Source organism: Endozoicomonas sp. OPT23 (genome assembly GCF_009653635.1).
Taxonomy (GTDB): domain Bacteria; phylum Pseudomonadota; class Gammaproteobacteria; order Pseudomonadales; family Endozoicomonadaceae; genus Endozoicomonas_A.
This window is the reverse complement of sequence record NZ_PPFD01000003.1, coordinates 68,769-94,279: the sequence shown is the minus strand read 5'-3', so window position 1 is coordinate 94,279 and position 25,511 is coordinate 68,769. Positions and strand designations below refer to the sequence as shown.

The 25,511-nt window shown below is 47.6% G+C and carries 21 protein-coding genes; 12 read left to right on the top strand and 9 right to left on the bottom strand.

Going from position 1 to position 25,511, the window contains the following annotated elements:
• Window positions 1–127 precede the first annotated feature (127 nt).
• From EOPP23_RS06240 to EOPP23_RS06215, 6 genes are all read left to right on the top strand, one after another.
• Complete coding sequence (locus EOPP23_RS06240; RefSeq protein ID WP_153765118.1) at window positions 128–1,249, top strand: helix-turn-helix domain-containing protein; 1,122 nt, start codon at window positions 128–130, stop codon at window positions 1,247–1,249.
• 116 nt (window positions 1,250–1,365) lie between these two features.
• On the top strand, window positions 1,366–2,610 hold the full coding sequence (locus EOPP23_RS06235) for an anaerobic sulfatase maturase (RefSeq protein ID WP_153765117.1): 1,245 nt from the start codon (window positions 1,366–1,368) through the stop codon (window positions 2,608–2,610).
• Between the two features lie 33 nt (window positions 2,611–2,643).
• Window positions 2,644–3,759, top strand: coding sequence for a helix-turn-helix domain-containing protein (locus tag EOPP23_RS06230; protein ID WP_194842520.1), 1,116 nt, complete (start codon window positions 2,644–2,646; stop codon window positions 3,757–3,759).
• Between the two features lie 94 nt (window positions 3,760–3,853).
• Entirely contained in the window at window positions 3,854–5,218 is a 1,365-nt protein-coding gene (locus EOPP23_RS06225) for a sulfatase (protein WP_153765115.1), read from the top strand.
• 139 nt (window positions 5,219–5,357) lie between these two features.
• Window positions 5,358–6,506 (top strand): hypothetical protein, encoded by a 1,149-nt coding sequence (locus EOPP23_RS06220; protein ID WP_153765114.1) that lies wholly within the window; start codon window positions 5,358–5,360, stop codon window positions 6,504–6,506.
• Between the two features lie 282 nt (window positions 6,507–6,788).
• Window positions 6,789–7,556 (top strand): SDR family NAD(P)-dependent oxidoreductase, encoded by a 768-nt coding sequence (locus EOPP23_RS06215; RefSeq protein WP_194842519.1) that lies wholly within the window; start codon window positions 6,789–6,791, stop codon window positions 7,554–7,556.
• A 143-nt stretch (window positions 7,557–7,699) separates the two neighbouring features.
• Here the strand turns inward: EOPP23_RS06215 and parE are convergent, their stop codons facing one another.
• Both parE and EOPP23_RS21330 read right to left on the bottom strand, forming a co-directional pair.
• The gene (gene parE / locus EOPP23_RS06210; RefSeq protein ID WP_153765112.1) at window positions 7,700–9,589 is read right to left on the bottom strand and encodes a DNA topoisomerase IV subunit B; all 1,890 of its coding nucleotides are present in this window, start codon (window positions 9,587–9,589) and stop codon (window positions 7,700–7,702) included.
• A gap of 207 nt (window positions 9,590–9,796) precedes the next feature.
• Window positions 9,797–9,982 carry a hypothetical protein gene (locus EOPP23_RS21330; protein WP_194842518.1) on the bottom strand — a complete coding sequence of 62 codons (186 nt, stop codon included), beginning with the start codon at window positions 9,980–9,982 and terminating at the stop codon, window positions 9,797–9,799.
• Window positions 9,983–10,011: 29 nt separating this feature from the next.
• Here EOPP23_RS21330 and EOPP23_RS06200 point away from each other — a divergent pair, with 29 nt between their 5' ends.
• Together EOPP23_RS06200 and EOPP23_RS06195 are read left to right on the top strand one after the other, a co-directional pair.
• Complete coding sequence (locus EOPP23_RS06200; RefSeq protein WP_228550624.1) at window positions 10,012–11,013, top strand: Gfo/Idh/MocA family protein; 1,002 nt, start codon at window positions 10,012–10,014, stop codon at window positions 11,011–11,013.
• A 77-nt stretch (window positions 11,014–11,090) separates the two neighbouring features.
• Window positions 11,091–12,581: an AMP-binding protein gene (locus EOPP23_RS06195; protein ID WP_194842517.1), complete on the top strand. Its 1,491-nt coding sequence runs from the start codon at window positions 11,091–11,093 to the stop codon at window positions 12,579–12,581.
• 55 nt (window positions 12,582–12,636) lie between these two features.
• Here the strand turns inward: EOPP23_RS06195 and EOPP23_RS06190 are convergent, their stop codons facing one another.
• The 5 genes from EOPP23_RS06190 to EOPP23_RS06170 form a co-directional block, all read right to left on the bottom strand.
• The gene (locus EOPP23_RS06190; protein WP_153765109.1) at window positions 12,637–14,037 is read right to left on the bottom strand and encodes an MFS transporter; all 1,401 of its coding nucleotides are present in this window, start codon (window positions 14,035–14,037) and stop codon (window positions 12,637–12,639) included.
• Window positions 14,038–14,348: 311 nt separating this feature from the next.
• Window positions 14,349–14,966, bottom strand: a complete 618-nt coding sequence (locus tag EOPP23_RS06185) for a YqiA/YcfP family alpha/beta fold hydrolase (protein WP_153765108.1) — start codon at window positions 14,964–14,966, stop codon at window positions 14,349–14,351.
• Between the two features lie 102 nt (window positions 14,967–15,068).
• A complete protein-coding gene (locus EOPP23_RS06180) occupies window positions 15,069–15,524 on the bottom strand; it encodes a TIGR00730 family Rossman fold protein (protein ID WP_153765107.1) in 456 nt (151 codons plus the stop codon).
• Between the two features lie 58 nt (window positions 15,525–15,582).
• Entirely contained in the window at window positions 15,583–15,888 is a 306-nt protein-coding gene (locus EOPP23_RS06175; protein ID WP_153765106.1) for a DUF167 domain-containing protein, read from the bottom strand.
• Window positions 15,889–16,011: 123 nt separating this feature from the next.
• Complete coding sequence (locus EOPP23_RS06170; protein ID WP_153765105.1) at window positions 16,012–17,469, bottom strand: DUF3360 family protein; 1,458 nt, start codon at window positions 17,467–17,469, stop codon at window positions 16,012–16,014.
• Window positions 17,470–17,893: 424 nt separating this feature from the next.
• On the opposite strand from EOPP23_RS06170, the gene EOPP23_RS06165 reads away from it, so the two are divergent.
• Window positions 17,894–18,412 (top strand): hypothetical protein, encoded by a 519-nt coding sequence (locus EOPP23_RS06165; RefSeq protein WP_194842516.1) that lies wholly within the window; start codon window positions 17,894–17,896, stop codon window positions 18,410–18,412.
• A gap of 90 nt (window positions 18,413–18,502) precedes the next feature.
• Here the strand turns inward: EOPP23_RS06165 and EOPP23_RS06160 are convergent, their stop codons facing one another.
• The gene (locus tag EOPP23_RS06160) at window positions 18,503–19,969 is read right to left on the bottom strand and encodes a S41 family peptidase (protein ID WP_153765103.1); all 1,467 of its coding nucleotides are present in this window, start codon (window positions 19,967–19,969) and stop codon (window positions 18,503–18,505) included.
• Between the two features lie 178 nt (window positions 19,970–20,147).
• Window positions 20,148–21,290, bottom strand: a complete 1,143-nt coding sequence (locus EOPP23_RS06155; protein ID WP_153765102.1) for a murein hydrolase activator EnvC — start codon at window positions 21,288–21,290, stop codon at window positions 20,148–20,150.
• Window positions 21,291–21,438: 148 nt separating this feature from the next.
• On the opposite strand from EOPP23_RS06155, the gene EOPP23_RS06150 reads away from it, so the two are divergent.
• From EOPP23_RS06150 to EOPP23_RS06140, 3 genes are all read left to right on the top strand, one after another.
• The gene (locus EOPP23_RS06150) at window positions 21,439–22,431 is read left to right on the top strand and encodes a ribonuclease Z (RefSeq protein WP_153765101.1); all 993 of its coding nucleotides are present in this window, start codon (window positions 21,439–21,441) and stop codon (window positions 22,429–22,431) included.
• 64 nt (window positions 22,432–22,495) lie between these two features.
• Window positions 22,496–23,113 carry an FKBP-type peptidyl-prolyl cis-trans isomerase gene (locus EOPP23_RS06145; protein WP_153765100.1) on the top strand — a complete coding sequence of 206 codons (618 nt, stop codon included), beginning with the start codon at window positions 22,496–22,498 and terminating at the stop codon, window positions 23,111–23,113.
• A 318-nt stretch (window positions 23,114–23,431) separates the two neighbouring features.
• Window positions 23,432–25,441: a hypothetical protein gene (locus tag EOPP23_RS06140; RefSeq protein ID WP_194842515.1), complete on the top strand. Its 2,010-nt coding sequence runs from the start codon at window positions 23,432–23,434 to the stop codon at window positions 25,439–25,441.
• The last annotated feature ends 70 nt before the right edge of the window (window positions 25,442–25,511 follow it).

The window sequence follows — 25,511 nt, the reverse complement described above, 5'->3', positions numbered from 1 at the left end:
AGCGAGATCAATGTTGTTTATTGGTTAAACAGGTGAAAATAAGGCGGCTACCTTAGCATTGTACTGTCATCCGCTTGAAGGAGATGCAGGGTAAAGACTTAGGCTAATGACTTTTTGAGGTAAACATTTGTCTGATACGTTACGAGAAGCACAGACGATCACTGCGGCTCAACATCTATTTTTATACTTTTCAGGAAAGCTCAGCAGCGAATCTCTGATCAGCAGTTTTACTCCTCTCTTTCAGGATGGTGGCAGTAAACAGCCCAGGCAGCACAAAAATGAGATGGATCTGTTCAACGGTGTTCTGTCAGCCATGCAGGCAGAGAGGCTGGTAAACGAATGGAGTCATGTTTTTTACTCTGCTGAGAAGGTCAGTGCTGAGCAGGCCAGCCAGTTTTTGAAGCAGTCTTTTGACAGTATAGAGTCGGATCGGGAGTTCCTAAGCTATCTGAATATTTCTGATCGAGCCATCTGCACCAAAGGTAGCTGGTCAGATTACACTGTACTGCGCCCCCATCAAAAAGCGGGCTGGACGTTGCATCTGACACTAGCAGGAAGCGGTCATTACAACTGTATACGAACAGAGCTGGAAACCGGTCCGGGAGATATCCTGCTGTTCAGTCCTACCGCTTATATCCATAAACACAGGGCAGAGCACTGTGATGAATGGTCATACAGTTACACCAAGTTTCAACCGTCAGAGCTGACTCTCGACTTACTGAACTGGCCTGAAATTGCCTCCGGAATTTATCTCATAAAGGCTGGTAATCGTCGGGAAATAGACAGTGTCGCGGGCATCATGGATTTAATAGCTGATCAGGGCTGGGCGCCTGGTGACGCTGAAGTAAAAGTACGAGCTTCTCTGGTTGAGGCTCTGTTGAATCGCTGCAATCAGATTATGGAATCCAACGGCTATCAGAAAACAGACTCACGAATAGTTGCCGCTGTTCGTTTTATTGAAGATAACCTATACAGTGACCTGAGCATCGATAAAATTGCTGAGGCAGCTTGTCTGTCGAGCTCAGCTCTGTCAAAACTGTTTAAAAAATACTACCAGGTCGGTGTAATGCAGTGGCGAGAAGAAAAACGTATTGCTGCAGCCTGCCATAAACTGACTAAAACCGATAAACAGGTCGCTCTGATTGCTGACAGACTTGGCTATAGCAACCAGATGTATTTTTCACGCTGTTTTAAAAAGCATATGAAATTATCACCTTCCGAATATAGAAAACGTTATTCAAATCAATAGTTGTCCACAGGATTGATGCATATCAATCCTGAACCGTTTTTTCGAAAGCTACCTACAGATTAAAGATATTTGCCTTAATAGACTGAGTGTCTTCCTTCAAAAAGCGGTTAGTAACAATGCGCCCTCCCTTTCACCTGATGGCTAAACCCACCAGCTACCAGTGCAATCTGGACTGTGATTACTGTTTTTACCTTGAGAAACAGCACTATTTTCAGAAAGGGCAGGAGCGACCGAAGAAAGACACCTTCAGCCATATGAGTGATGAAGTTCTGAAGGCCTATATCAAACAGTACATTCAGTCTCAGGATACGCCTGTAGTCGAGTTTGCCTGGCAGGGAGGTGAACCTACCACGGCAGGGCTGGATTTCTTCAAAAAAGCCATTCAATACCAGCGTCGTTTTGCTAACGGCAAGCAGATTAATAATTCACTGCAAACCAACGGTGTTCTGATCAACGACGACTGGTGCCGGTTTCTGAAACAGCACAACTTTCTGGTGGGCATTTCCATTGATGGCCCCAAAGAGTTTCACGACCACTACCGACTGTCACAGGGCGGCAAACCAACTTTCGATAAAGTAATGGCCGCTATTGAACGAATGAAGCAGCACAAGGTCGAGTTCAATACCTTGACCGTTCTTAACGACCTGAATATCGATCACCCACATAAGGTTTACCAGTTCCTGAAAGGAATCGGATCTACTTTCCTGCAATTTATTCCCATTGTTGAACAGCAGGAGATTAGAGCTGACAGCGACCGCGCCATGCTGATTTACCCTGAATCCACCACTGAGAAAAAGCTGATGCCTTTCTCGGCTGATGGCAAAAAATACGGTGACTTTATGGTGGCTGTGTTTGATGAATGGGTTCGCAAGGATGTAGGTAAGGTGTATGTGCAAATGTTCGACTGTGCACTCACTGCCTGGTATGGCCATGAGGCGCCTTTATGCATCTTCAGAAAAGAGTGCGGGAAGGGCATGGTGATTGAACGTAATGGCGACCTCTATAGCTGTGACCACTACGTTTATCCGGAATACTATCTGGGCAATATTCTTGAAGAGGATATGAGCCGACTGGCCAACCAGCCTGTGCAGAGTGCTTTTGGCAAAGCCAAGGCAGACGATCTGGGTATTGCCTGCAAATGCTGCGAATTCCGATTTGCCTGTAATGGCGGCTGCCCAAAACACCGAATACACGACAATGCAGATGGCTCAAGGCAAAACCATCTCTGTGCGGGTTACAAAAAATTCTTCAGGCATGTGAGTCCTTATATGGATTACATGGTTAAAGAACTACGCAGTAATCGTGCACCAGCCAGTATTATGTACGCAGCCGATAGAATTGCTCTGCAAGCTTCGGCATGATGGCTGACTCATAACTAAAATATGATTGAAAGCATGCAGCCCTCTATCAGACAAACTGCTGAACAGTTCTACAAGATTTTGACCGGTGAAATAGACTACAGCCCGGTTGTTATGCAGTTCTTTAAGTCTGCCGGTTCGGTTGCAGCTTATAAACATGATGACTCTGAACAAAAAAAGGTGCTTAACGCCATTCGGGCAATACCGGAAATACAAAAGCATTGTCAGCAATGGCTGACATTAACAGACCAGAAACACACTGATCCGGATCTGTTAGCTGAGCAGTTCATTGCCAATATTGTCAGTTCGGTCCAGGAAGATCGACTGATCAGTGAGTACAGAAACATCTGTGGTCAACACATCAGAACCGCCGGGCGCTGGAACGATTACCGCTTTTGTCGGCCCAACAAAAAAGTAGGCTGGACCCTGCAGATGACGGTCAAGGGTTCCGGTCGCTATAACTGCGTACGCAGTGTTATTGATACAGAACCGAGGGATATTCTGTTGTTTGCCCCTGACGCTTATCTCGATAATTACCGGCACCCTGATTGTGAGCAATGGCAAGTCACCTGGCTTTTATTCAGAGAAGACTACCGAGTTAATGATCTGCTGGACTGGCCAGAAGTGGCATCCGGTATTTACAGGCTGAAAGCAGGCACTGGTGACCAGCTATCTGCCCTGGAAAATATTGCCGCAGATCTGATGAAGGCAGATGTTGCTGATACCACCAAAGCCATTCGAATCCGTGCGACGATGGTTGAGCACTTTCTGCTTCGCTGCACAGACCTGATTCCGGAAACGTTCAGCAGTGAAAAGGATCACAGGGTGATCAAAGCTATGGCGTTTATGGAAGAAAATCTTAATTCCTCGTTCACTCTTGAACAGGTAGCTGCTGAAGCCTGTCTGTCGCCATCCCGTTTCAGTGCTTTGTTCAGGGAAAACTGCGGTACCGGCCCTATGCAGTGGCGGGAAGAAAAGCGGATTACCCGCGCCTGCCATAAACTGGCAAACAGTCACACCATGATTGCTGCCATAGCGGCTGAACTGGGCTATGCCGACCAGGTGACTTTTTCCCGAAACTTCAGGAAATATATGGAAATGACGCCCAGTCAGTACCGAAAGCGTTTCAACAAACGTTTCAACGAACAATAGGTTTAATCAAACATCACAGTATTTTTTGTCAAAAAATCACACACTTTTGCACTTACAATTCATTTACAATATGAATTAAGGCTGATGTCTGATTATGAAAAAAATACTGGCTTCTCTCTCTTTAACCTTATCGTTGAGTCCCTTCTCAGCGATTGCAGATAAGCTTCCAGACATGGTCGTCTTTATAACCGACGACCAAAGCTATATTGATACCCAGTTTCAGGGACACCCAGACGCTAATACGCCCAATATTGACCGACTGGCCGAAGGCGGTCTCTATTTCACCCAGGCCTATGTTGCATCTCCTAACTGTGCTCCCAGCCGTGCCGCTATGTTGACCGGTCTTATGCCGGCCCGTAACGGTTCTGAAGTGAACCAGACCAGCCCCCGGGAAGATGTAAAAAAATTACCCGCCTATTTTCAGGAAATTGGCTATGAAGTGGTTGCCTTCGGCAAGGTATCCCACGACGCCCCGGATGCTTATGGTTTTGATGAGCACGGCTCTGAAGGCCTGGTGTGGAAAGGTGGTATTAAGTACGCCGTTGATTACCTGAATGAACGTGAGTCAGAAAAACCTCTGTTGATGCTGGTCGGCACCAAAGACCCCCATAACCCCTGGCCTGAAAAAGAAGGTTACAACCCGGCTGACCTGACCATGCCTGAGAACATGGTCGATACGCCGGAAACCCGTGAGAATTTAGCTCGCTTCTTAACATCTGTTACCAGTGCTGACCGCCAATTGGGCACTCTGCATGCTCTCGCCAGAGAAAAACTGGATAACCCTCTGTTTATTTTTACCGCTGACCACGGCAGTAGCTGGCCTTTCTCCAAGTGGAACTTATACGACTACGGAATACATATTCCGTTCATCGCCAGCTGGCCTGGAAAAATCAAGCCAGGTCAGACCGATGCTATGATCAGCTGGATCGACATTATTCCTACCCTGATGGAAGTAGCTGGCAGTTCAGCACCAAAAGATATTGATGGCCAATCCTTTGCCAGGGTTCTGGATAACCCGGAGCTGGAACATCGTGAAAAAATCTACACCACCCATACCGGTGATGGCGGCAAAAACTTCAATGCCTACCCGATCCGTGCAGTTCAGGACAAACGCTGGAAGCTGATCTACAACCTGTACCCTGAACGCAGGCACACCACTCATATCAACCAGATAGAGAATGAAGCTTACTGGGATTCCTGGGAAGCAAAAGCGAAGACTGATCCTGACGCTAAAAAGCTGCTGGACCGCTATTTCACTCGCCCTGAAATCGAATTCTATGATCTGGAAAACGATCCTCACGAACAGAACAATCTGGCTGCCAATCCAGCTTATGCAGAAAAGATTGCCAGCATGAAAGCCGATCTTGAAAAGTGGATGGAAGATCAGGGCGACCAGCGTCTGTTGGCTCTCGAACCTATTGTATGGCCAATCAAGATTGCAAACTGGCTGCTGTTCTGATTGTGAGCAGTGTCTGGTTCATCTATTCCAGCAAAGAATTCTAATGATAAGCAGCCTCAATGCTCTGGTTAAATCAAGCCAGAGCTGAGGATTGTTCCGGTAATCGAAGTGTCTCAGGGAAATCTGGAGTCTGAATACCATGAAAACAACCAACATTTTTAAAAAGACCTTACTGGCTGGTGCACTGGCTACTCTTGCTGCGGGGTTTGTACAAGCCGAAGAACAGCCCGTTGAGCGAACAGAGCTGCAACCTGGCGATTATAAATTCTCCCTTCCAATCGGTCCTTTCTACGACCCTGATTTTGATGTTGCTCTGGCTGCAGTCCCCAACGCCGTCTACAAGTGGGATGAAAACTCCATCCAGTCTGATGCCCGTGTCAATCTGATATATGGTTCAAACAAAAACTGGAATATCTATCACGTAACCCGCAACTATTTTGCCAACAATAAGTGGTTCTTCGAAGGTCGAGCCTCTTATATGAACGGCAAAGATATGACTATGGCCAACTTCATCACCGGTAATGGTCTGGTCAGCCTTCAGAACATAAACTATATGGCCTGGGGCACACTGGGTTACAGCTTCTTCGATAACTCATATCTGGGACCTCTGGTCGAGTACATGCACAATGAGTTTGACCGTGACCCTATCAGCAAAAAACCGGGTCAGAGCTGGATGCAACCGGTTAACTATATAGCCGATACGGACAAAATGTCCTACGGACTGTCTTTTACCTTTAACACATTGGACGACCAGTCCTCTGCAACTGACGGTAGATTCATTCAGCTCAAAATGCTGAAAACCAACAAAGAGTCCGAAGCTCATCTGGCGCGTATTCCAGGCGGTGTAGAGTACAGCGATGGGACAGAAGTGACTTACAACAGTCTTGCTGTTGAATACATCGAGATGTTTCCTCTCTCTAAAAAAACCAGCCTGATGTGGAAAACCAAAGGCAGCTTTAATGGCAAGAAAGCAGGAAACCAGGCCGCTCCATTAGGGCGTCTGGGTGTCGGTTTCTCTCGGGAATCAACAGGCCGAAGCGCTCTGGCTACTACCTTTATGCTGCGCCACTGGCTGACAGACCGCTGGGGTGTTGCCGGAACCTTCTCCACTGGCCGACCGTTTGATGTGGCTGAAGGTAAGTCCGAACAGGTGATGTACGCCGCTGGTATAGGTTTGCGCTATCTGCTGGTACCAGAGCAGGGCGTTAATGTTCGCTTTGATATCACAGCCAGCAACCAGGATGACGAAGCAATTCTGGCTTACTTCAACCTGGGAGATATTTTCTAACAGCAATCACGGCTTAACCCTTTTGCTCCTTTTGCCAGAAGCACCTCGAATGCTTCTGGTATTTTTATATCTCTGGTAGAACCTCATAAGGGCACTTTTCAATAAGGGTAGTAAACAGCCGTTTACCTAGCTACACGACGAAGCTGCATTCATTAGTTATTCCCTTACAGGTGGCTGAGCATATCCTCCATAAAAGACACTCTTTTCAGTGATAGTATGCGCATAATAAGTCGATCGACTTACAGTGTGCTAAACGACAAGCTGAACAAAGAGATAATAATAATGCGCTTTGAAAATAAAGTTGTTCTGATCACAGGTGCAGGTGCAGGAATTGGCCGGGCAGCAGCCCTTAAATTTGCCAACGAAGGTGCCAGGGTAGCAGTCGCTGACCTGAATCTTGAAACAGCCCTTGAAACCGTAGAAATGATCAAGGTTGCCGGTGGCGAAGCCACTGCTATTGCCTGTGACGTTGCTGACCCTGCTGCTGTAGAAGCAATGGTTAAAACCACTGTCGACACCTATGGCACACTTCATCATGCCGTTAACAACGCATCAGGCCCAAGTGCACCGACGCCATTGAATGATACAACGACTGACGTCTTTGATTACGTTCTTTCCATCACCTTGCGTGGCGTATGGTTGAGCATGAAAGCGGAAATCCCGGTCATGCTGGAGCAGGGAGTTGGTACTATTGTAAACATTGCCTCTGTTGCTGCTTTAAGTGGTTCTCCACTTCTTGCTCCGTACGGAGCTGCCAAAGCCGGTGTTATTAACCTGACTGAAACTGCTGCAGCCGAGCTGGCTACTTCAGGTATTCGCGCTAACGTTATTGCACCGGGTGGTATTGCTACCGACGGCATCAAGCGTCTGTTTGAAATGCAGCCAGAGACAAAAAATACCATGAGTGCGATTCACGCCATGAACCGTATGGGGGAGCCGGAAGAAGTCGCGGATGCCATTCTGTATCTGAGCTCTGATGAATCCAGCTTTGTAACTGGTCACAATCTGGTCGTCGACGGTGGCTTGCTGGTTAAATCCGGTTTGATGTAACAACATTGATGTAACAACATTGATGTAACAACACGGTTTTATTTGTCATAAAAAAATCCCCCGGCCACAAACCGGGGGATTTTTTTATACAGCCGTCGTTCAGTTGATTAGCAGTTAGGCAACTTAATTCGGGACAATTCCTACTAATTAATTTCTACCAGATCACCTTTCGATTCCAACCAGGATTTTCTGTCAGATGCCCTTTTCTTAGCCAGCAGCATGTCCATTTCCTGAAGTGTTTCTTCAGAATCTTCCAGTGTCAGCTGAACCAAGCGACGAGTGTCAGACGACATAGTGGTTTCACGGAGTTGAAGCGGGTTCATTTCACCCAGACCCTTAAAGCGCTGAACGTTGACCTTGCCACGTTTCTTCTCGGCTTTTATACGTTCCAGAACGCCTTCTTTCTCGGCTTCATCCAGTGCGTAGAAAACTTCCTTGGCTACATCTATGCGATACAGTGGTGGCATGGCGACGTAGATATGTCCCTGTTCTACCAGAGGGCGGAAGTGCTGAACAAAGAGTGCGCAAAGCAGAGTAGCGATGTGCAGACCGTCGGAGTCGGCATCGGCGAGAATACAGATTTTTCCGTAACGCAGGCCTTCAATGTTTTCTGAACCCGGATCAACGCCCAGTGCTACAGAAATATCGTGAATTTCCCGGGAAGCCAGAACTTCACTGGAATCCACTTCCCAGGTGTTCAGGATCTTGCCTCGCAGCGGCAGAATCGCCTGATACTCACGGTCACGCGCTTGCTTGGCAGAACCGCCCGCAGAGTCACCCTCTACCAGAAACAGCTCGGTGTATTTCAAGTCCTGACTGGAGCAATCCGCCAGTTTGCCCGGCAAAGCAGGCCCCTGAGTAACCTTTTTACGGGCTACTTTTTTGGATTTGCGCATCCGTTTCTGAGCATTGTTGATGCACAGTTCGGCTAACTGTTCGGCCTCTGCCGTGTGCTGGTTCAGCCAGAGGCTGAAAGCATCTTTAGCTACACCGGAAACAAAGGCGGCACATTCTCTGGAAGAAAGTCTTTCCTTGGTCTGACCGGAGAACTGCGGGTCAGCCAGTTTGGCAGAAAGAACGTAGGCACAGTTTTCCCAGATGTCGTCAGGGCCAAGCTTGATACCACGCGGCATCAGATTGCGGAATTCACAGAATTCACGAATGGCTTCCAGAAGACCGGTTCTTAAACCATTGACGTGTGTTCCGCCAAGAGGTGTAGGGATCAGGTTGACATAGCTTTCGGTCAGCAGTTCGCCACCTTCCGGCAACCACTGAACTGCCCAGTCTACTGCTTCCTTGTCACCTTTCAGTGAACCGGTGAACGGTTGTGGTGGCAGGGTTTCATAACCGTGAGTGGTACCTTTCAGGTAATCTTTCAAGCCATCTTCGTAATACCACTCAGTGGTATCACCAGTATGATCATCCACAAACTCGACTTTCAAGCCGGGACACAATACGGCTTTCGCACGCAGTACGTGCATGAGGCGAGTAACGGAGAATTTGGCAGAATCAAAGTAGCTGGCATCAGGCCAGAAACGAACCGTTGTACCGGTATTACGTTTGCCGCAGGTGTCTACCTGGTGCAGATCCTGATCCTTGTAGCCATCACCAAAGGTAATCAGGGACACTTTTGCATCACGGCGAACGGTCACTTCCAGTTTTGTAGACAGGGCGTTTACAACAGAAATACCGACGCCGTGCAAGCCACCGGAAAACTGGTAGTTCTTGTTGGAAAACTTACCACCGGCATGAAGGCGGGTAAGAATCAGTTCAATACCGGTAATGCCATGCTCGGGATGGATATCCGTAGGCATACCTCGACCATCGTCGACCACTTCCAGAGAGTTATCCTTATACAGGATCACTTTGATTTTGCTGGCAAACCCGGCCAGCGCTTCATCGACACTGTTGTCGATAATTTCCTGAGCCAAGTGGTTGGGGCGGGTGGTATCAGTGTACATGCCCGGACGTTTGCGAACCGGGTCAAGGCCACTGAGAACCTCAATGGCCTCCGCTGTATAGTCGTTACCCATGGAATCCTTGCTGATCTGTAAGCGCTAACGGGATAGTTTAACAATGCAACAGCGGCTCGGGTAGGGGGAAACTTGCGCATCTACTGCGAATGGCTGATGCTGATAGTGACAGCCTTGTTAGCAAGCCTCCATCCCTCCGGAAGGTCTGAATTGTTACTATGAGTCTAACCATTATTCTGGCAGTGTATGCAATCCTTTTAATCCCCGTCACTCTGCTGGCAAGGAAACGAGGGCGATCCGTTCCTGTTTGGTTGTCACTCTCACTTCTGCTGTCGCCATTATTGTCTCTCTTTGTTCTGCTGATGTTGCCCAAAACTGAAAAAAAACAGTTGAAGGATATTCGAAAGGCACAGCATCAGGATAAATAGCTTTAAAAACCCAGCGCAGGTACATTGCCCGTTCTCATTTTAAAGGGCAGTTTGATGAGCAAAAAAGTACTGAGCTGGGGCTTTCTCGGCACCAGCTTTATTTCTGATGTCATGGCTAATGCGGTTAAAGCAGAAGGCAGAAGCCTTCTCAAAGCGGTAGCGGGTAGAAATGAAGAACGGCTCGTGCAGTTTGCAGATAAGCACAGTGTTGAGAGTCGCTATACCGATTACCAGCAGCTCATTAATGATCCGAGTATAGATATTATTTATATTGCTTTGCCTAATCATCTGCATCATGACTATGTGGTGATGGCGGCTGAAGCAGGTAAAGCTATTCTCTGCGAGAAGTCACTCAGTATTGATCTGGAGAAAACCAGGCTCATTGTTGATGCTGTGAACAGGCATGATGTCTTTTTTGCAGAAGGCTTGATGTATCTGAACCATCCTCTGGTCAATCAGCTGATTCAATTACTGCAAAGCAATGCAACAGGTGAACTTAAGCAGATACAGTCCAGTTACTCTGCTGCCATCAGTCAGTTTGTAAACCCTGACAGTATGGGCGCCATTTTTAACCTGGGTTGTTATCCGGCTTCTCTGGCTTATCGAGTCATCAGTTCAATGCTGCCTGATACAGATTTGAGCAACGTACCTTGTATGGCGACAGGTCGACGTGGTGCGGATGGCAATATTTGTGATACTTCTGTCCAGTTCAAGGTTGATGACAATGTTCAGATTCAGCTGCATTGTGCTGAAGACTACGGACTGAAACATTACTTCAGAATTCTTGGTTCTAAAGGCTTTATCGAGTTAGACAGTAATCCATGGCTTCCGGAACAAAAGAACCTTATTCGATATGGTCACTATGAGCAGGAGATAAAATCTCTTGAAGTAAAAGCAGAAGGTGACGCTTTCCTGTATCAGGTGCGGCATGTTCTCGACGCGATTGAGTCCAGGCAGCAGCAACTGCCGTATCCAGCCGCCAGCCTGAATGATTCCGAACAGATAATGTCATGGCTTTCGTTGTGGCACGGTGCTGCAGCTTCCAGTGTCAGATAATATTGAAAGGCAGGCTGACGGAAAAACTCTCGTCTACTGACTATACTTTTCAGCCACTTTCCATGAGAGGGGCTGAAATGCCGTTTCTTTCGCAGCTGGTAGGGCATCCTGCTGACAGGGTTGCCATTATTGACTCAGAAGGTGAGCACACATATCAGGCTCTACTGGAACATTCCAGAAAACTGGCCGGTAGAATAAGGGAACAGGGAGAGCAATATCCGTTCATCGCCTTTTTGACGGGCAGAGACGCGTCTTTTATTGAGGTTCTGTTGGCTATCTGGCTGGAAGAGTCTGCTGCCGTGCCTCTCGATCCGCTTATGTCTCAGCCTGAGTGGGAACGTCGCCTTCTGGATATCGACGTCCGCTGTCTTGTTTATTCACCAGAAAAGAAGGCAGAAGCTTTGCTGCTGGGTCAGAGGCTGGGTATTCAGCTTATCTGTTCCAGCGAATTGTCGGAGAAACCTTCTCCTCTCATTAAGATTAACCCGTCGCTTAATGCGCTGGTGTTGTTTACCAGTGGTACCAGTCGATGCGCAAGAGGTGTTATTCACACCTTCAGTTCCCTGCAGGCGCAAGTGAAAAGTATCTGTGAAGCATGGGACTGGCATTCTCATGACAGAATGCTGCATATCCTGCCAATGTCTCATATCCATGGACTGGTGTGTGGTCTGCTGGCACCACTGGCAGCCGGTGCTTGTTGTGAAATCCTGCCCGGGTTTAAAACCAGTGATGTCTGGGAGCACCTTGCGAAAGGGCAGAATACGTTACTGACAGCGGTTCCTGCTATTTACCATTACCTTGTGGAAACCTGGGAGAAAGCCTCGCCTGAACAGCAGACTCAATGGGCTGAAGGCGCTGCGTCGTTAAGAATTGCCATGGTAGGTTCTTCACAGCTGATGCCTACGGCCTATAACGGCTGGTTGAAAATTACCGGAAAGGCATTAGTAACCCGTTATGGTCTGACAGAAGCGGGTATGGTTTTATCACAAAACCTGGATGGCAGCTCAGGTGCTGACACTGTCGGTAAACCGCTTTATGGTGTCAGCGTCAGACTGGTGGATGACCATGGCAATGAAATGGATGGGCAGGGCGAGCTGGAAATTAGAAGCCCGCAGCTGTTTAAAGGTTATTATGGTAAAGAAGATCTGAACCAACAGGCGTTTCGTCACGGTTGGTTCCGTACCGGTGATATGGCGATGCGTGTTGGCGATGAATATCGATTACTGGGACGCCGATCTATCGACATCATCACCAGTGGCGGCTATCGGATTTCTGCACTGGAGCTGGAATCCATTCTCGATGAACATCCTGAGATTCGTGAGAGTGCGGTACTGGGAACGCCCTGTGACAATCTTGGTGAAGCTATCTATGCCTGTATTGTTCCGGACGCTCAGAGTGGCCATATAGATATCAGGGATATTAATAACTGGCTGTTTCATCAGGTGGCGACTTACAAGTTACCGACTCATATGCAAGTGGTGGAGCAGTTACCGAAAACCCCTGTAGGCAAGATTGATAAACTCCGCTTGAAAGAAAGCCTGGTCAATAGCACAAGACAGGCAGTGTGAACTTACACTGCCTGCGTATTCCCCTGGCTACTCAAATACGTTTAGTACTCACATACTAGTAGCTGCGAAGCCTTCGCTCTTGAATGCTGGATATGGGGATTGCAGCTGTCTCTGTTTCCTGACATACCGTAGCGGTAGGGTTGGGGTTACGGTTCTCCCAGAGCCACAATAGCAGCAGTAACAATAAAGCCAGCAAACAGGCGCCGCTGAGCAACTGGAAGCAGGCATCCCAGCCATAAAGGTCCATCACTTTACCCAGCACCAGGTTGGATGAAGTGGCTCCGAATATATAGCCAAACAAGCCAATAAAGCCTGCCGATGTTGCTGCATATTTCAGGGGGACCAAGTCAATAATATGCACATGCACCAGCATAACCGGGCCGTAGATAAGAAAGCCGGTAAAGATCAGAGCTAATACTGCGGACGTCGTATTACCAGGAGGGGATTGCCAGTAGGCAATCAGAGAGATAAGAACAAGCGACATAAATAGTGCATTTACTGGAGCACGTTTGCCTTTGAAGTGCTTGTCGCTCAGGTATCCGCAGATCAATGTGCCAGGCAACGCAGCATACTCAAAAGCAAAGAAGGCCCAGCTGGATGCGTTAAAGCTGAAACCTTTGGTTTCCGTCAGATAAACAGGTGCCCAGTCGATCACGCCATAGCGAATAAAGTAAGTACAGGCATTAACAACGGCCAGTATCCATAATGGTGGTAGCTTCAGACAATGCTGGGCAAAGAGCTGCATTGACCTGAGCATGGACGGCTTTTGCTCACTGCTTTCAATGGCCAGCTCAGGTGAAGGCGCTGGAAGTCCTGCCTGCTCGGGGCTGTCTCTTAATAAGTGGTAACAATACAGAGCAATGCAGAGGGCAATGATTGCAGGCAGATAGAGTTTGCATTGCCAGCCAGAGAATACAATCACTGCCAGAATAGCCAGAGGTCCCAACAGGCCGCAGCCAATGTTATGGGAAAGGTTCCAGATGCTCATGGCCGTGCCTCTTTCCTCACGCACAAACCAGTGCGCAATCAGCTTGGCACTGCATGGCCATCCAGCGCCCTGCAGGCAACCGTTAACTGCCAGCATAAGAATCATGGCATACAACGGGAACTGCATAATGGGCATAAAACCCATCGCCAGAGAGAGCAGTGCCGAAAGCAGCAGGCAGGTAGGCATCAGCTTTCGCACATCAACCCGATCAGCAACATAACCCATGGCAAAATTACTGAAGCCGTAACATAAAGCCAGTGCTGACAGAGCCATACCCAGCTCGGTCTTGCTGTATCCGGCTGCAATCAGGTCAGGCATAACCATGACAAAATTCTTTCGAACCAGATAGTAGGCTGAGTAACAGAGAAATATACCGGCCAGTACCTGCAGCCTGAGCCTTGAGTATTGGTCATGCTGAGTCTTGGTGTATCCGTCAGGAACAACTGAGCATTTGAAAAATGAGTGCATGAAACTAATCCATCTACAGCGCTTACTGGCTCAGTGTGCATCCACTGAAATTTCCGCTGAACCAGTAACATCAGCTATGAATTGGTGTGTAAGAAATAAATAGATAGGACATCTATCCTGACTTACAGCAATAACCGTATTAACTCGAGTTAGCGGATAATACGTATGCTGTTTTCAGGTGAGGTAAATGTAGCAGTCAAATGGAGGAGGAACAGTTTGATGAAATTATTTACTGAAAAAAACAGGAGGTAGTTTTAATTGGAATAAATTTATACGTAATAGTTTTAATCAAAATTTAAATAAACGATTTCTCATATAAGACTATGACCCGCTAAAAACTCAAAAATATAAGGCAGTGTTTTTTCATAATCTTCGAATTGATGATTTCCCCCCTGTTGAACAACAGAATCAGCACCAGCGTATTTTGCTACGGCTTTGCGATAGTCGAGTACTTCATCGCCTGTTTGTACCAGCAGAAGTGTCTGATTATGCAGACTTAATACAGGTACTTCCATGTTTTTAAACTGTTGAATATGTTCGTGAGTAAGCAACCACTTCTCTCCGGTATGGTAATTAGTCTGCCAGCCCAGGTAAGCTTCAAAAAATTCGTAAGGGCGAACAGCAGGGTTGATTAATACCAGCCGAACAGGCCAGGATGGGTACACCTCGTGAATCAGCTCACTCAGCCAAGTGCCAATAAAGCCACCGAGGGAGCTGCCAATGATATGCACAGGTCTTTTGGATGTTTCCAGCCGAAGACGATCAAGTAATAGTTCTTGAATAGATAAAGGTTCGTTAGGTAACTGAGGCACCCAGGTGTCTATATCCAGACGTTGCTGGTCAACAAACTGGCAGGTTATTTGCGCCTTATGTGAATCGGGCGAACTATTAAAACCATGAAGGTATATGAGCAGGGGCTGTTTGGTCATACCTCAGGGTCTCGTTCAATTATAATTGGCCATCTGATCCAGAAGGGCTGAAGGCTTGCTTTCCATTATCATACTGGCTGCGCCAGCAGGGTGAACAAAGCCTTATTGATCAGCATGATTTAAAAACTGCAGCAGCAACTCATAGTAATTGAGAGTATTGAGCAAGGCAATGGGCTTATTCTGGCTGCCAACCTGATTCAGCGCCAGTACCTCAAACAGTTCATCAAGGGTACCGACCCCACCGGGTAGAGCGATAAAACCATCCGATAAATCCGTCATTACTGACTTTCTGGCCGACATATCCTTGACCCAGTGAGTATCCGTTAGTTCAGGATGAGCGAAATTTTTCTCGGCAAGAACATCCGGAATCACTCCAATGACTTTCCCGCCCTCAGCTAAAGCGTGACTGGCAATATCACCCATCAATCCAATGCTGCTGCCACCGTAGATAAGAGTGATATCCCGGCGCACCAGCTCTTCAGCCAGCGTCAGTGCTGATTCACGATATTGAGGTACACTGCCGCTGCGGGCACCACAGAATATACAGACTGATTGCATTGAAGCTCCTGCTGTTATTGTTAACTCGTCGCTGGATGAGCTTCTATAGAGTAACTGTTTAATCTGCTTCCTGAATAGCCAACTCTTTTGAAAGCCCTTCAGGAATTTTTACAGGGGAAATAATTCTGACGCGCTTCTCTCTGGAGAGTTCACCACTTTCAATGACTACTTTGCTTTTAGACACTCCGAAAGCTTTGGCCATAAACTTGGTGAGATAAGCATTAGCTTTACCATCAACCGGCGGTGCCTTGATGCGAACTTTCAGGCTTTCACCATGAAGGCCGCAGAAGTCATCGGTTTTGGCTTTGGGTTGCAGGTGAAGTTGCAGGATGAGGTCATCGTTCTGCCAGCGGTAGTAGCTCATAGGGTGCGTTTAATAAGAAAAGAGAGATGATAAATGAAGCAGCTATTCTGCAGATATAAAAACGGAGCCACAATCGGCTCCGTTTTCATCGTTACAGAATAGCTGTAAACAGGTAGGCAGTGATTAGCCAACCATTGCAGGAATACCTGGCAGCATACCCACAGCGGCCATAGCCAGAGTACTGATTACAAAAGCCAGTCCTGGAATGACGATACGGTCAGCAAAGCCCAGCAGCTTGGAACGTTCCTTGTCACCGATCAGACTGTTGTTGTCCAGTAGCATGGTCAGAGCCCAACCGAATACCGGGTTAACAACGGCAGAAGCAAAGATGGTGATACCGGCAGACTGAGTGTCCTTGGTGTCTTTAACCATTTCCATGCCAGCTTCCAGCAGCGGCAGGAATACACCTACCAGCAGAGCGATGCTCATTACCGGACGCCATACGGTGATGTCCATCGGGTAACCGGCAACAGCAACGATCACACACAGAACACCCAGCAGAATACCGCCAGCAGGAATAGGGCGCTTGGCGATAGCCGCCGGAATCATGTAGGTACCCCAGGAAGAGGTTACGTTACCACCACCGAACAGGGTGCCGACCATCTGACGGAAAGAACAACCTGTCATGGTGTCGTCTACATCCATCAGCACATCTTTGGCCTTTGTTGGGTAGTTCATTTCCTGGAAGATACGGTGACCCAGGAAGTCAGGAGACCACATGGCAACCGCCAGAATAGCGAATGGCAGAGAAGCCAGGAACTCAGGCACACCAGGCAGACCCAGTTTCCAGCCTGTGTCTTCGCCCCACCAGTAAGCAGGGTTCAGGTTTGGCAGACCAGGTTCAGTTGTGAATTCAAACGGTGCACCCAGAGCCAGCGCAATCACTACCGCCAGTACGGAGCACAGTGGAATTGCCAGCCAGCGTTTACCTATACGTGCCAGCCAGGCATAGGCAATGATGTTGGCAGCCAGAACAGCAAGAGCGACATAGCCCACACCCTGAGCGTCAGCCCAGACTTTAAGAGAGCTGATCTGACCAATACTGCCCATGGCACCCAGATAAACAAGGAGACCACCGGCAACACCCTGACTGGTGAGTTTTACCAGCCGCGATCCGCCTTTGGTCACACTTAATATAAGACCAAACACACCTAACAGTATGGCCAGAGCCAGAGGGTGAGCACCGGACACGGCAATAACAGGAATCAGCGGAATCATTGGCCCGTGGTTACCGGCCAGGTTAGCGCGCGGGTTCATAAAACCGGAAACGAGGATGCAGAACAGGATGGCGGACACCAGCATTTCTACACGAACGTTTTCGATGATGAAGTTCGCGTCCAGACCAAAACCATTAGCCCAGGAAGTCATTACCGCAGAGTACATTACGGTGATACCGATAGTACCGGCGATAGCTGGAACCAGGTCTTCCCATTCAAAACGGAAGTCGCGACCCGGCAAGTTCAGTTTCCAGCGACGCGGCTTCATGATGGTCAGCTCATGGTCGAGATAATCCGACCTTGAGGCAAACTCACTGCTGGGGCGGTGGAGCTCTGAATAGCTCTGCCCTTCTGTTTGACCCATGAAAGAACACCTTTCGAAGTAGTTGAAAAATGATGTGCCGGAGGGTGGCTTTATTGTTTGAAGAAACCCAAAAAACGTAACCTGACCAGCATAAAAAAGTTGTTATCAAGTTTATCAATCAGGGCGGGTTTGTATCAGAGTGGTTAATTCAACAGGTATTACGATAAGTAGCTATAGACTAGTTGATTATTGCCGGATTTCCGGCGACTATGGGACAAGGTGTGTTTACTGTTGTTTCTTTCTTTTGCTTTTTGATGGAATGTGACGGTCAGCATTATCCGCGGAGTTGTTGAGCATTTAGCGTTATCCTTGCTTTTGCCAAGCGTCATTCGTAAGAACCCGCCATGGAGGGTTTGATGTGATGATCGGAAGTCCGCAGTCGAGTTTTAGTGTGTTCAGTTCTTGTTTGTTGAGTTTAGCCAGCTTGAAGAGTCAGACCTCTTCTCTGCTTTTTATACTGGCGGCGGGCTATACAGTCTCTGCACAGGCCAGTGATCAGGCTTTGCTGGGTAACAGCCATCTTGCTGTTCTGCCCGCTACAGCCAAAGTATCTGAATATGTGATCATTACCGGTTTTACTCCAAGGCCGGAGCAGTTCTCCCTTCATACTATTCCTGAAAAAGAATCCCCTTCCGCCATGCGGATAGACTTCCATCCTTTTGAAAACAACTTCAATATGACAGCCAGTCTTGCCCAGACACCTGGTGAAGAAGAGATTCAAACCGGCCAGCCGCAGGACACAACTTATCTGGGTATTGGCTGGCAGCGGTTGTCTGAAGACAGTGACCTGGATCTGAGAATGGATTTGGGTGCAGTGTATAAAGCAGAAGCTAACGGTTTACCGGGAACAGCAAAGCCGATACGGGAAACCCTGTCTGGCTCTGGTCCGACAGAAGATGACTGGCGACCTGTAGTGAGTATTGGGGTTTCTTACCGATTCTAAAAAATGGTTTTTAGTGTGACGGTTGGATACAAAAATGCCGCAACTGATTGTCAGTCGCGGCATTTTTTATAACGCTTGTTTTAAAGGAGCTTATTCGTCTGTTTTTGCAGTGACTGTTTCAGCTTTGCTGCTGCTGGCTTTTTCGCGAATGGCACCAATATGAAGACCTTTAAGAACGTTCAAAGCCTGACTAAGTTGGTAATCACTTTCAGCCAATGACTCTTCAGCCTTTTCCTTCTTGTCTTGTTTAACTTTGGAAACCTGCTTTTTCTTGCCGTCCTTGCCATTGCCGTTATCAAGGTGTCCCTGAAGATCTGCTTCCTTGAAAGAAGAACTGCTCTCTATCGGGGTAACCTTGGCGCGTGGCACAAAGATGTCCGGCTTGATGCCTTCAGCCTGGATAGAGCGGCCATTCGGTGTGTAATAAAGTGCAGTGGTCAGCTTCAGGCCTTTCTCATTATCAATGCTGAGAGGCAGTACGGTTTGCACTGAACCTTTACCGAATGATTGAGTACCCAGAAGTACTGCCCTGTGGTGATCCTGCAAGGCACCGGCAACAATTTCAGATGCAGAAGCCGAGCCGCCATTGATCAGAACAACCAGTGGCATACCTTCAGAAGGGTCATCTTCTTCCGCACTGAAGCTAAGGTGTGCGTTGGCAATACGGCCTTCGGTATAAACAATCAAGCCTTCCTTGATAAAGGCATCAACGACACCTACTGCAGCCTGAAGAACACCACCCGGGTTGTTTCTCAGATCGAGAACCAGACCATCCAGTGGTTTTTTGTTTTTCTTTTTCAGCTTGCCAATATGTTCAACCACTTCTTTATCAGAGTCTGCCTGAAACTGGCTCAGACGAATGTAACCATAGTTGTCTTCCAGCATTCTGGATTTAACGCTCTGAACCTTGATGATGGCTCGCTTAACAACAATATCCAGAGGTTTGGCCGCACCTTCACGGACAATAGTCAGTGTAATCGGCTCACCCGCTTTACCGCGCATTCTGTCTACTGAGTCACCCAGTGACATGCCTTTTACCGATGTGCCATCAAGCTTGATGATCAGGTCGCCTGGCTGGATGCCTGCTTTCTGGGCAGGCGTATCATCAATCGGGGAGATAACTTTTATAAAGCCGTCTTCAGTGCCGACTTCGATACCCAGGCCACCGAACTGACCTGAAGTGCTGATCTCCAGGTCTTTAAAATCATCGGGCTTCAAATACGCTGAGTGAGGGTCAAGACCGGTGAGCATACCTTTTATGGCATTTTCCAGCAGTGTCTTGTCATCAACGTCTTCAACGTAAGCGTTTTTGATACGCTGCATGACTTCAGTAAAGGTGCGGAGCTCGTCCAGTGGCAACTTGCCCTGAGGAGACTCTTCTTTTTGTTCAGTGCTTTTTTCAGCAACTACTTCAGGCTTCTTTGCTGGAGCAGCTTTCTCTTCCTGACCAACAGGGGCTGACCAGCCCTGCACTGCGTAACCGGCAATCAGTCCAAAAATGCCAGCCCTCAACCAGTGCGCAAGGTGCAGTCGGGATGAGGAAAAAAGTAATGTCATAGATGCTCCTGCACTCTTTTTTGAAGAGTTGAAGTATAGGTGGCAATGCTTTCAATAGGCTTGCATATTTCTTTGCAGACTATCAACGCTTTTCCTGCGACCAGAGAAGGGGCGCTTGTAAGTGCGCCCACACACGTACCAGAAAAGTTATCGGTTGGTGGGGATTATTCTGCAGAAATCAGGGCTTTTTCTTGAGCCAGCCAGTGGGGTTCTGGTTCTTACCACTGCGGCGAATTTCAAGATAAACACCGGGCTGGCTTTGGCCGCCAGTCTGGCCACTTAATGCTACGGGTTCTCCGGCAAGAATAGATTCACCTTCCTGCTTCAGAAGCCACTGGTTATGACCATAAAGGGACAGGTAATTATTGCCGTGATCAATGATGATCAGCTGACCAAAGTCACCGAGCCAGTCAGAGAAGACAACGGTGCCATCGTGAATGGCTTTTACCTGACTGCCCGGTTCAGCGGCAATCATAACGCCCTGCCAGCGAATAGGAGAGTCGGGACGCAGCTGTTTGTAGCGATACAGCACCTTGCCTTTCACTGGCCAGGGCAGTTTGCCCTTCAATTTATTGAGTGGTAGTCCTGAATAAGGGCGGCTGGCCAGTTGCGCCAGAATTTCTTCAACTTTCTTCCGTTCGGCAGTCAGCGTTTTTAATCGTTTGCCGCTGTTGGCATAACGCAGTTTGATTTTGGACAGTAGCTTTTGTCGGTCTTTACGGGCTGACTTAAGCCTGGCCTGCTGCTTCTTTAGTGAGCTTCTTTCACTGGCCAGCTGGTCATTAACCTTAATCTGTTGTTGACGATTTTCTTCCAGCTCAGCAATAGACTGCTCAAAACTCTCAATAGCGTCCAACTGAGCTTTCTGAAGGTATTTCAGGTACGTCAGCTGTCGTGCTGCTTCTGAAGGATCCTGCTGATTCAGCAGCAGCTTCAGCTTATTATCCCGACTGGCGAGGTAAGCTGAACGAACGCTGCTGGCAATACGGTCTTTCTGGTCGTTGATTTGCGCCGTCAGATCATTCTGACGGCTTTGCAGCTTTTTTAGAGAAGCTTGACCTTTCTTGAGGCGTTTCTCTAAATCACGAACCTGATTCTGTAGCTCGCTGATGCCACCTTCCGCTTCAGTCAGGTCTTTTTCAGCAGAACCTCGTTCTTTATTGAGGCGGTCCAGCAGTTTTTTCATGTGCTTGATATCGGTTTGAATCGATTCAAGCTGGGATTGAGTGGCAGCTTTATCTGAGTTCGCTGCAAAAACAGAGGTGCTCAATAGCGCAGCTAACACCAGAACAGGTGCTGTGATTTTCATAGTCTGAGGCATATATATTTTATCTGGGACGTTAGTATGCACTTTTTGATCGAAAGATAACAAACGTGCATTTCAGCCGTAGGTGAAATTGTGAATTTGGTTAGGGTTAAAAGTGTTATTCTAATTAGACTACGACAACAGGCAGGTAGTTTTCGAGCGTATGAGGCTGACATTTTTAGGTACTTCCGCAGGCACACCCACTCCCGAACGTAACGTTACCGCACTGGCACTGGCGCTGGACGACAGCAAAAGCTGGTATCTGGTTGACTGTGGCGAAGGCACGCAACATCGTCTGCTGAAAAGTCGCTATACCTTGTCTGACCTGAAAGCTGTCTTTATTACCCATGTCCATGGGGACCACATGTTTGGTCTGCCGGGGCTGATCTCTACGGCCAGTATGCAGGGTAGAAAAGAGCCTCTGTTGATTGCTGCCCCTGAAGGTGTTGAGAGTTTCGTCAGGCACTCACTGAAATGCGCTGCGATTACTCAACTGCCTTTTGAACTGAGCTTTGTTAGTAGCGATGTCAGTAGCGATGCCAGCAGTGACAGTCCTGGATTTTATTATAAAGACGATGCCTTTGAAGTGACGGCGCATGAATTATCGCACCGGGTTCCCAGTTATGCTTATCGTTTTGAGGAAGCACCAAGAACGGGTCGTTTAAATCAACAGAAACTCGAAACATTGGGCGTTCCCAAAGGGCCGCTATGGGGTGAACTGCAGGCAGGCAATACTGTTGTGCTGGATGATGGTCGTGAAGTGTCACCAGAAAATGCACGACTGCCTGATGAGAAAGGCCGTGTTGCCATTATTGGTGGTGATAATGATAAGCCTGAATTACTGCTTGAAGCCATGAAAGGGGCTGACGTACTGGTGCATGAAGCTACCTTTACTGATCCGGTTTTTCAGAAAGTGGGACCACAATATATGCACAGCACCGCTAAAATGGTGGGCGAAGCAGCTGAACAGGCCGGCATTGCCAGTGTAATACTGACGCATTTCAGTGGTCGTTTCAGAAGAGACAGTAAGAAACCCGAATTCACTCTTGCTGCATTAAGAGCTGAAGCAGGGGCTGCTTATAAAGGTCAGGTTGAGCTGGCTGAAGATTTCTCCTGCTGGGAATTAAACAGTAAGCGGGAGTTGCACAGACTCTGAGTTCTAGGGCTCGAAATTTCATGATAGACTTGCGCGCTTTCTTACCTTCCAAGTAGAAGATTTAATGTCTGAATACAAAACAATTGAAGAGCGCGTAAGCTACGGTATCGGTCGTCAAATGGGTGACCAGCTGTCCAGCAACCCTATTCCGGGTATGTCCATCGATGCAGTTCTCGCGGGTCTGGCTGACTCCCTGAACGGCACTGAAAGCGCTGTTGCTCACGCTGACCTGCAGGAAGCTTTCCAGGAAATGCACACACGTCTGCAGGCTCAGGAAGCTGAACAGGCTAAAGAACTGTCTGCTGAAGGCGAGAAGTTCCTGGCTGAAAACGCCAAGCGTGACGAAGTAACCGTAACTGAATCCGGCCTGCAGTACGAAGTACTGACTGCTGGTGAAGAAGGCGACAAGCCTGCAGCTTCCTCCACCGTTAAGGTTCACTACCACGGCACTCTGCTGGACGGTAACGTATTTGACAGCTCCGTTGCACGTGGCGAGCCAATCGAATTCCCGGTTAACGGCGTAATTGCTGGCTGGACTGAAGCTCTGCAGCTGATGACCGTTGGCTCCAAGTTCAAGCTGTTTATTCCTCAGAACCTGGCTTACGGTGCTCAAGGCGCTGGTGGTGCTATTGGCCCATTCGCTACCCTGATCTTTGAAGTTGAGCTGCTGGCTTTCTCCTGAGCCTGACTGCTTAATGGTTGCTGTTGGCCGATACTAATCGGGTCAACAGCAACCTGATCAACGATACCAATGGATGGCAACAATCCCTGGTTCCCAGTATATAATCCTGCCGCTGCTTTTTACCCGCCGCAACAACCAGTGTTTCACTCCGACTCTCGGTATGGTGCTTCTAATTCTTCCGGGTATCGGTTAACTCATAATCCTACGTTCAACACTTACTCTGTAGCTAGTCTAAGTAACCCGCAGTCATCAAACTGGTCTGGATTATCTGGAGATAGTATTTCTCCATTTTACGGAGTGGTTCAAAATTCTGGCACCTTGAAAAGACGCAGTGCAGCACCACACCCGAGTGCACAGAAAACACTAAAAATCTCGGAAGACAAAACAACCAGATTTGAGGAACTCTACAAAGAGCTGAGTGATTATAATTTAAGGCCTGACAAAAGAGAGCTTTGGGACTCCCTTCATTACGGTATGGCCACAGCTATGGATATGGCTAAGTTTAAGGATGATTATGACAAGCTACGAGACCATGTAAGACCAGGTGTTCAAGATGTTATGAAAAGGCTTAAGAGTCTCTATAAGAGTGCAGGCATCTCTGAAGAGACTCTTGATTTCTCCAAGCTTGCTTGCTCGCAAGTATCATCAGATTCGGCTACCTCTGTTGTTACTCCGGCAGTTACGTCTGGCGTTTCGTCTAACCCTAAACCGCTGTTGAGCAGATTTAATGTCTTTGATCCATTTGGCTGGAATAACCGCTTAAATAAACCTGCTCTCTCGGGTGAAACTATCCTCACTGCCCCCCCTGTTAAGATCCAGATACTGAATACCTCAATAGCGACGCCGGGTTTAATCTCAGAGCAGGAACCAGTATTTGAGAAAGTCATCCAGCCGAAAGTATCGATTGAAGCAGTGCCGGTAAAAAAAGAAGGTGATCAGAAAACTATTGATTCAACTCTGGAATCGAGTCTGCACGATCTTATGGAGACTTCTATTAAACAAGAGATTGTTGTTGAAGAAGTTGTTGTTGAAGAGGCTGTTGTTAAAGAAGTTGCTGTTAAAGAAGTCGTTGTTGAGGAAATGCTTGTTGAGCAGGAGATAACTATTCAGTCCTCCGACAGTCCTTTTCAAATCAGAGAGCCAGTGCAGAAAGAGAAGAGTCAAAGCCTTGCAGAATCTACACCAGAGCTAATGGAAGTCGAACCAGAAAGTCTGGAAGTCAGCTTACCCAGAAAGGTATTTGATCAGATGCTTGATGCGCGAATTCCAACATTCAGATCCACAGTGTCCCCGTATACGTGTGTTGGTCTGGAAAACCCTTACGGCAAACAGTGCTATATCAATAGCGGAATCCAGCTTTTAAGAGTGATCTTGACCGAAGAACAAAAGACACAGCTTGCAAAGCAGTGGTTAGGTAATAAGGCTGAGCAAAATAGTAAAGAGCCATCCAGTGTTGTGGACGCATTCGCTCAGCTGTTAATAACAATGGAGTCTTCGCCTGATAAGAAGAAACTCATCGCAGAACATCGAAATTATCTGGTTGAATTGTGTTTCTTTGATGAGCATTTCAAAGGAGTTATGCAGCAGAAGGGTGGTACTTCACGCGCGTTGGAGCGACCTACTTTCTCCCCGGAACGCCTGGTTCAGAATGACTCATCTGAATTTTTCTGGAAGTTACAGGAAGTCATAGGGAAGAGGGTTTCTGTTAAAAATGACCTTGAAGAAATGGTAACACTGACAACCGAGGTAAAAGGTGATGTTATTTCCCGGGCGGGAGAGATAGTGAAGCAGGGAGTGCTGGTATTAGCCTTGCCTGAGAGCGGAAATGTGCAGCAAGCTATTACTCACTATTTAAGGCCGGAAAAACTTGAAGAAAAGGCTGTGTGGCCAGAAGGAACTTACCTGTCTGATAGTGATGAAGCTACTGTGCTTGAAAAAGAAGAAAGCTTGAAAACCGAGAAAAATAAACAGTTTCGTATAAAAGAAGACGTTCAGTGCTTTCAGGTTGCTCTGACTTCTGAATTCGAGCGGATGCAAACATTAAGAAGTAAGTCAGATTGGCAAAAGGGCCTGTTTGAATCTATAAAGCTGCCTGTTCATGATTCAAACACTGAAGAGGCGGGCGATTTAATCGGGACGCCAGAAGCAATGATCGTCTACTACGGCTCATCCCTAAGTGGGCACTATGTTTGTTTGAATAAGAGCTTTGATGGCTGGCTGGTTCAGGAAGATTCAAAAAAAGGGTTTATCGAATCAAATCCTGCAAGATTTCTTATCCGAAAAAAAATGGTGCCATGCCTGATCCACTACCGCGTGGATAAAAAGTAGTGAGATAAAGAGTGGAATAAATCGTGGGATAAAGAGCAGAACAAAAACGGAGGCTCATTGGCCTCCGTTC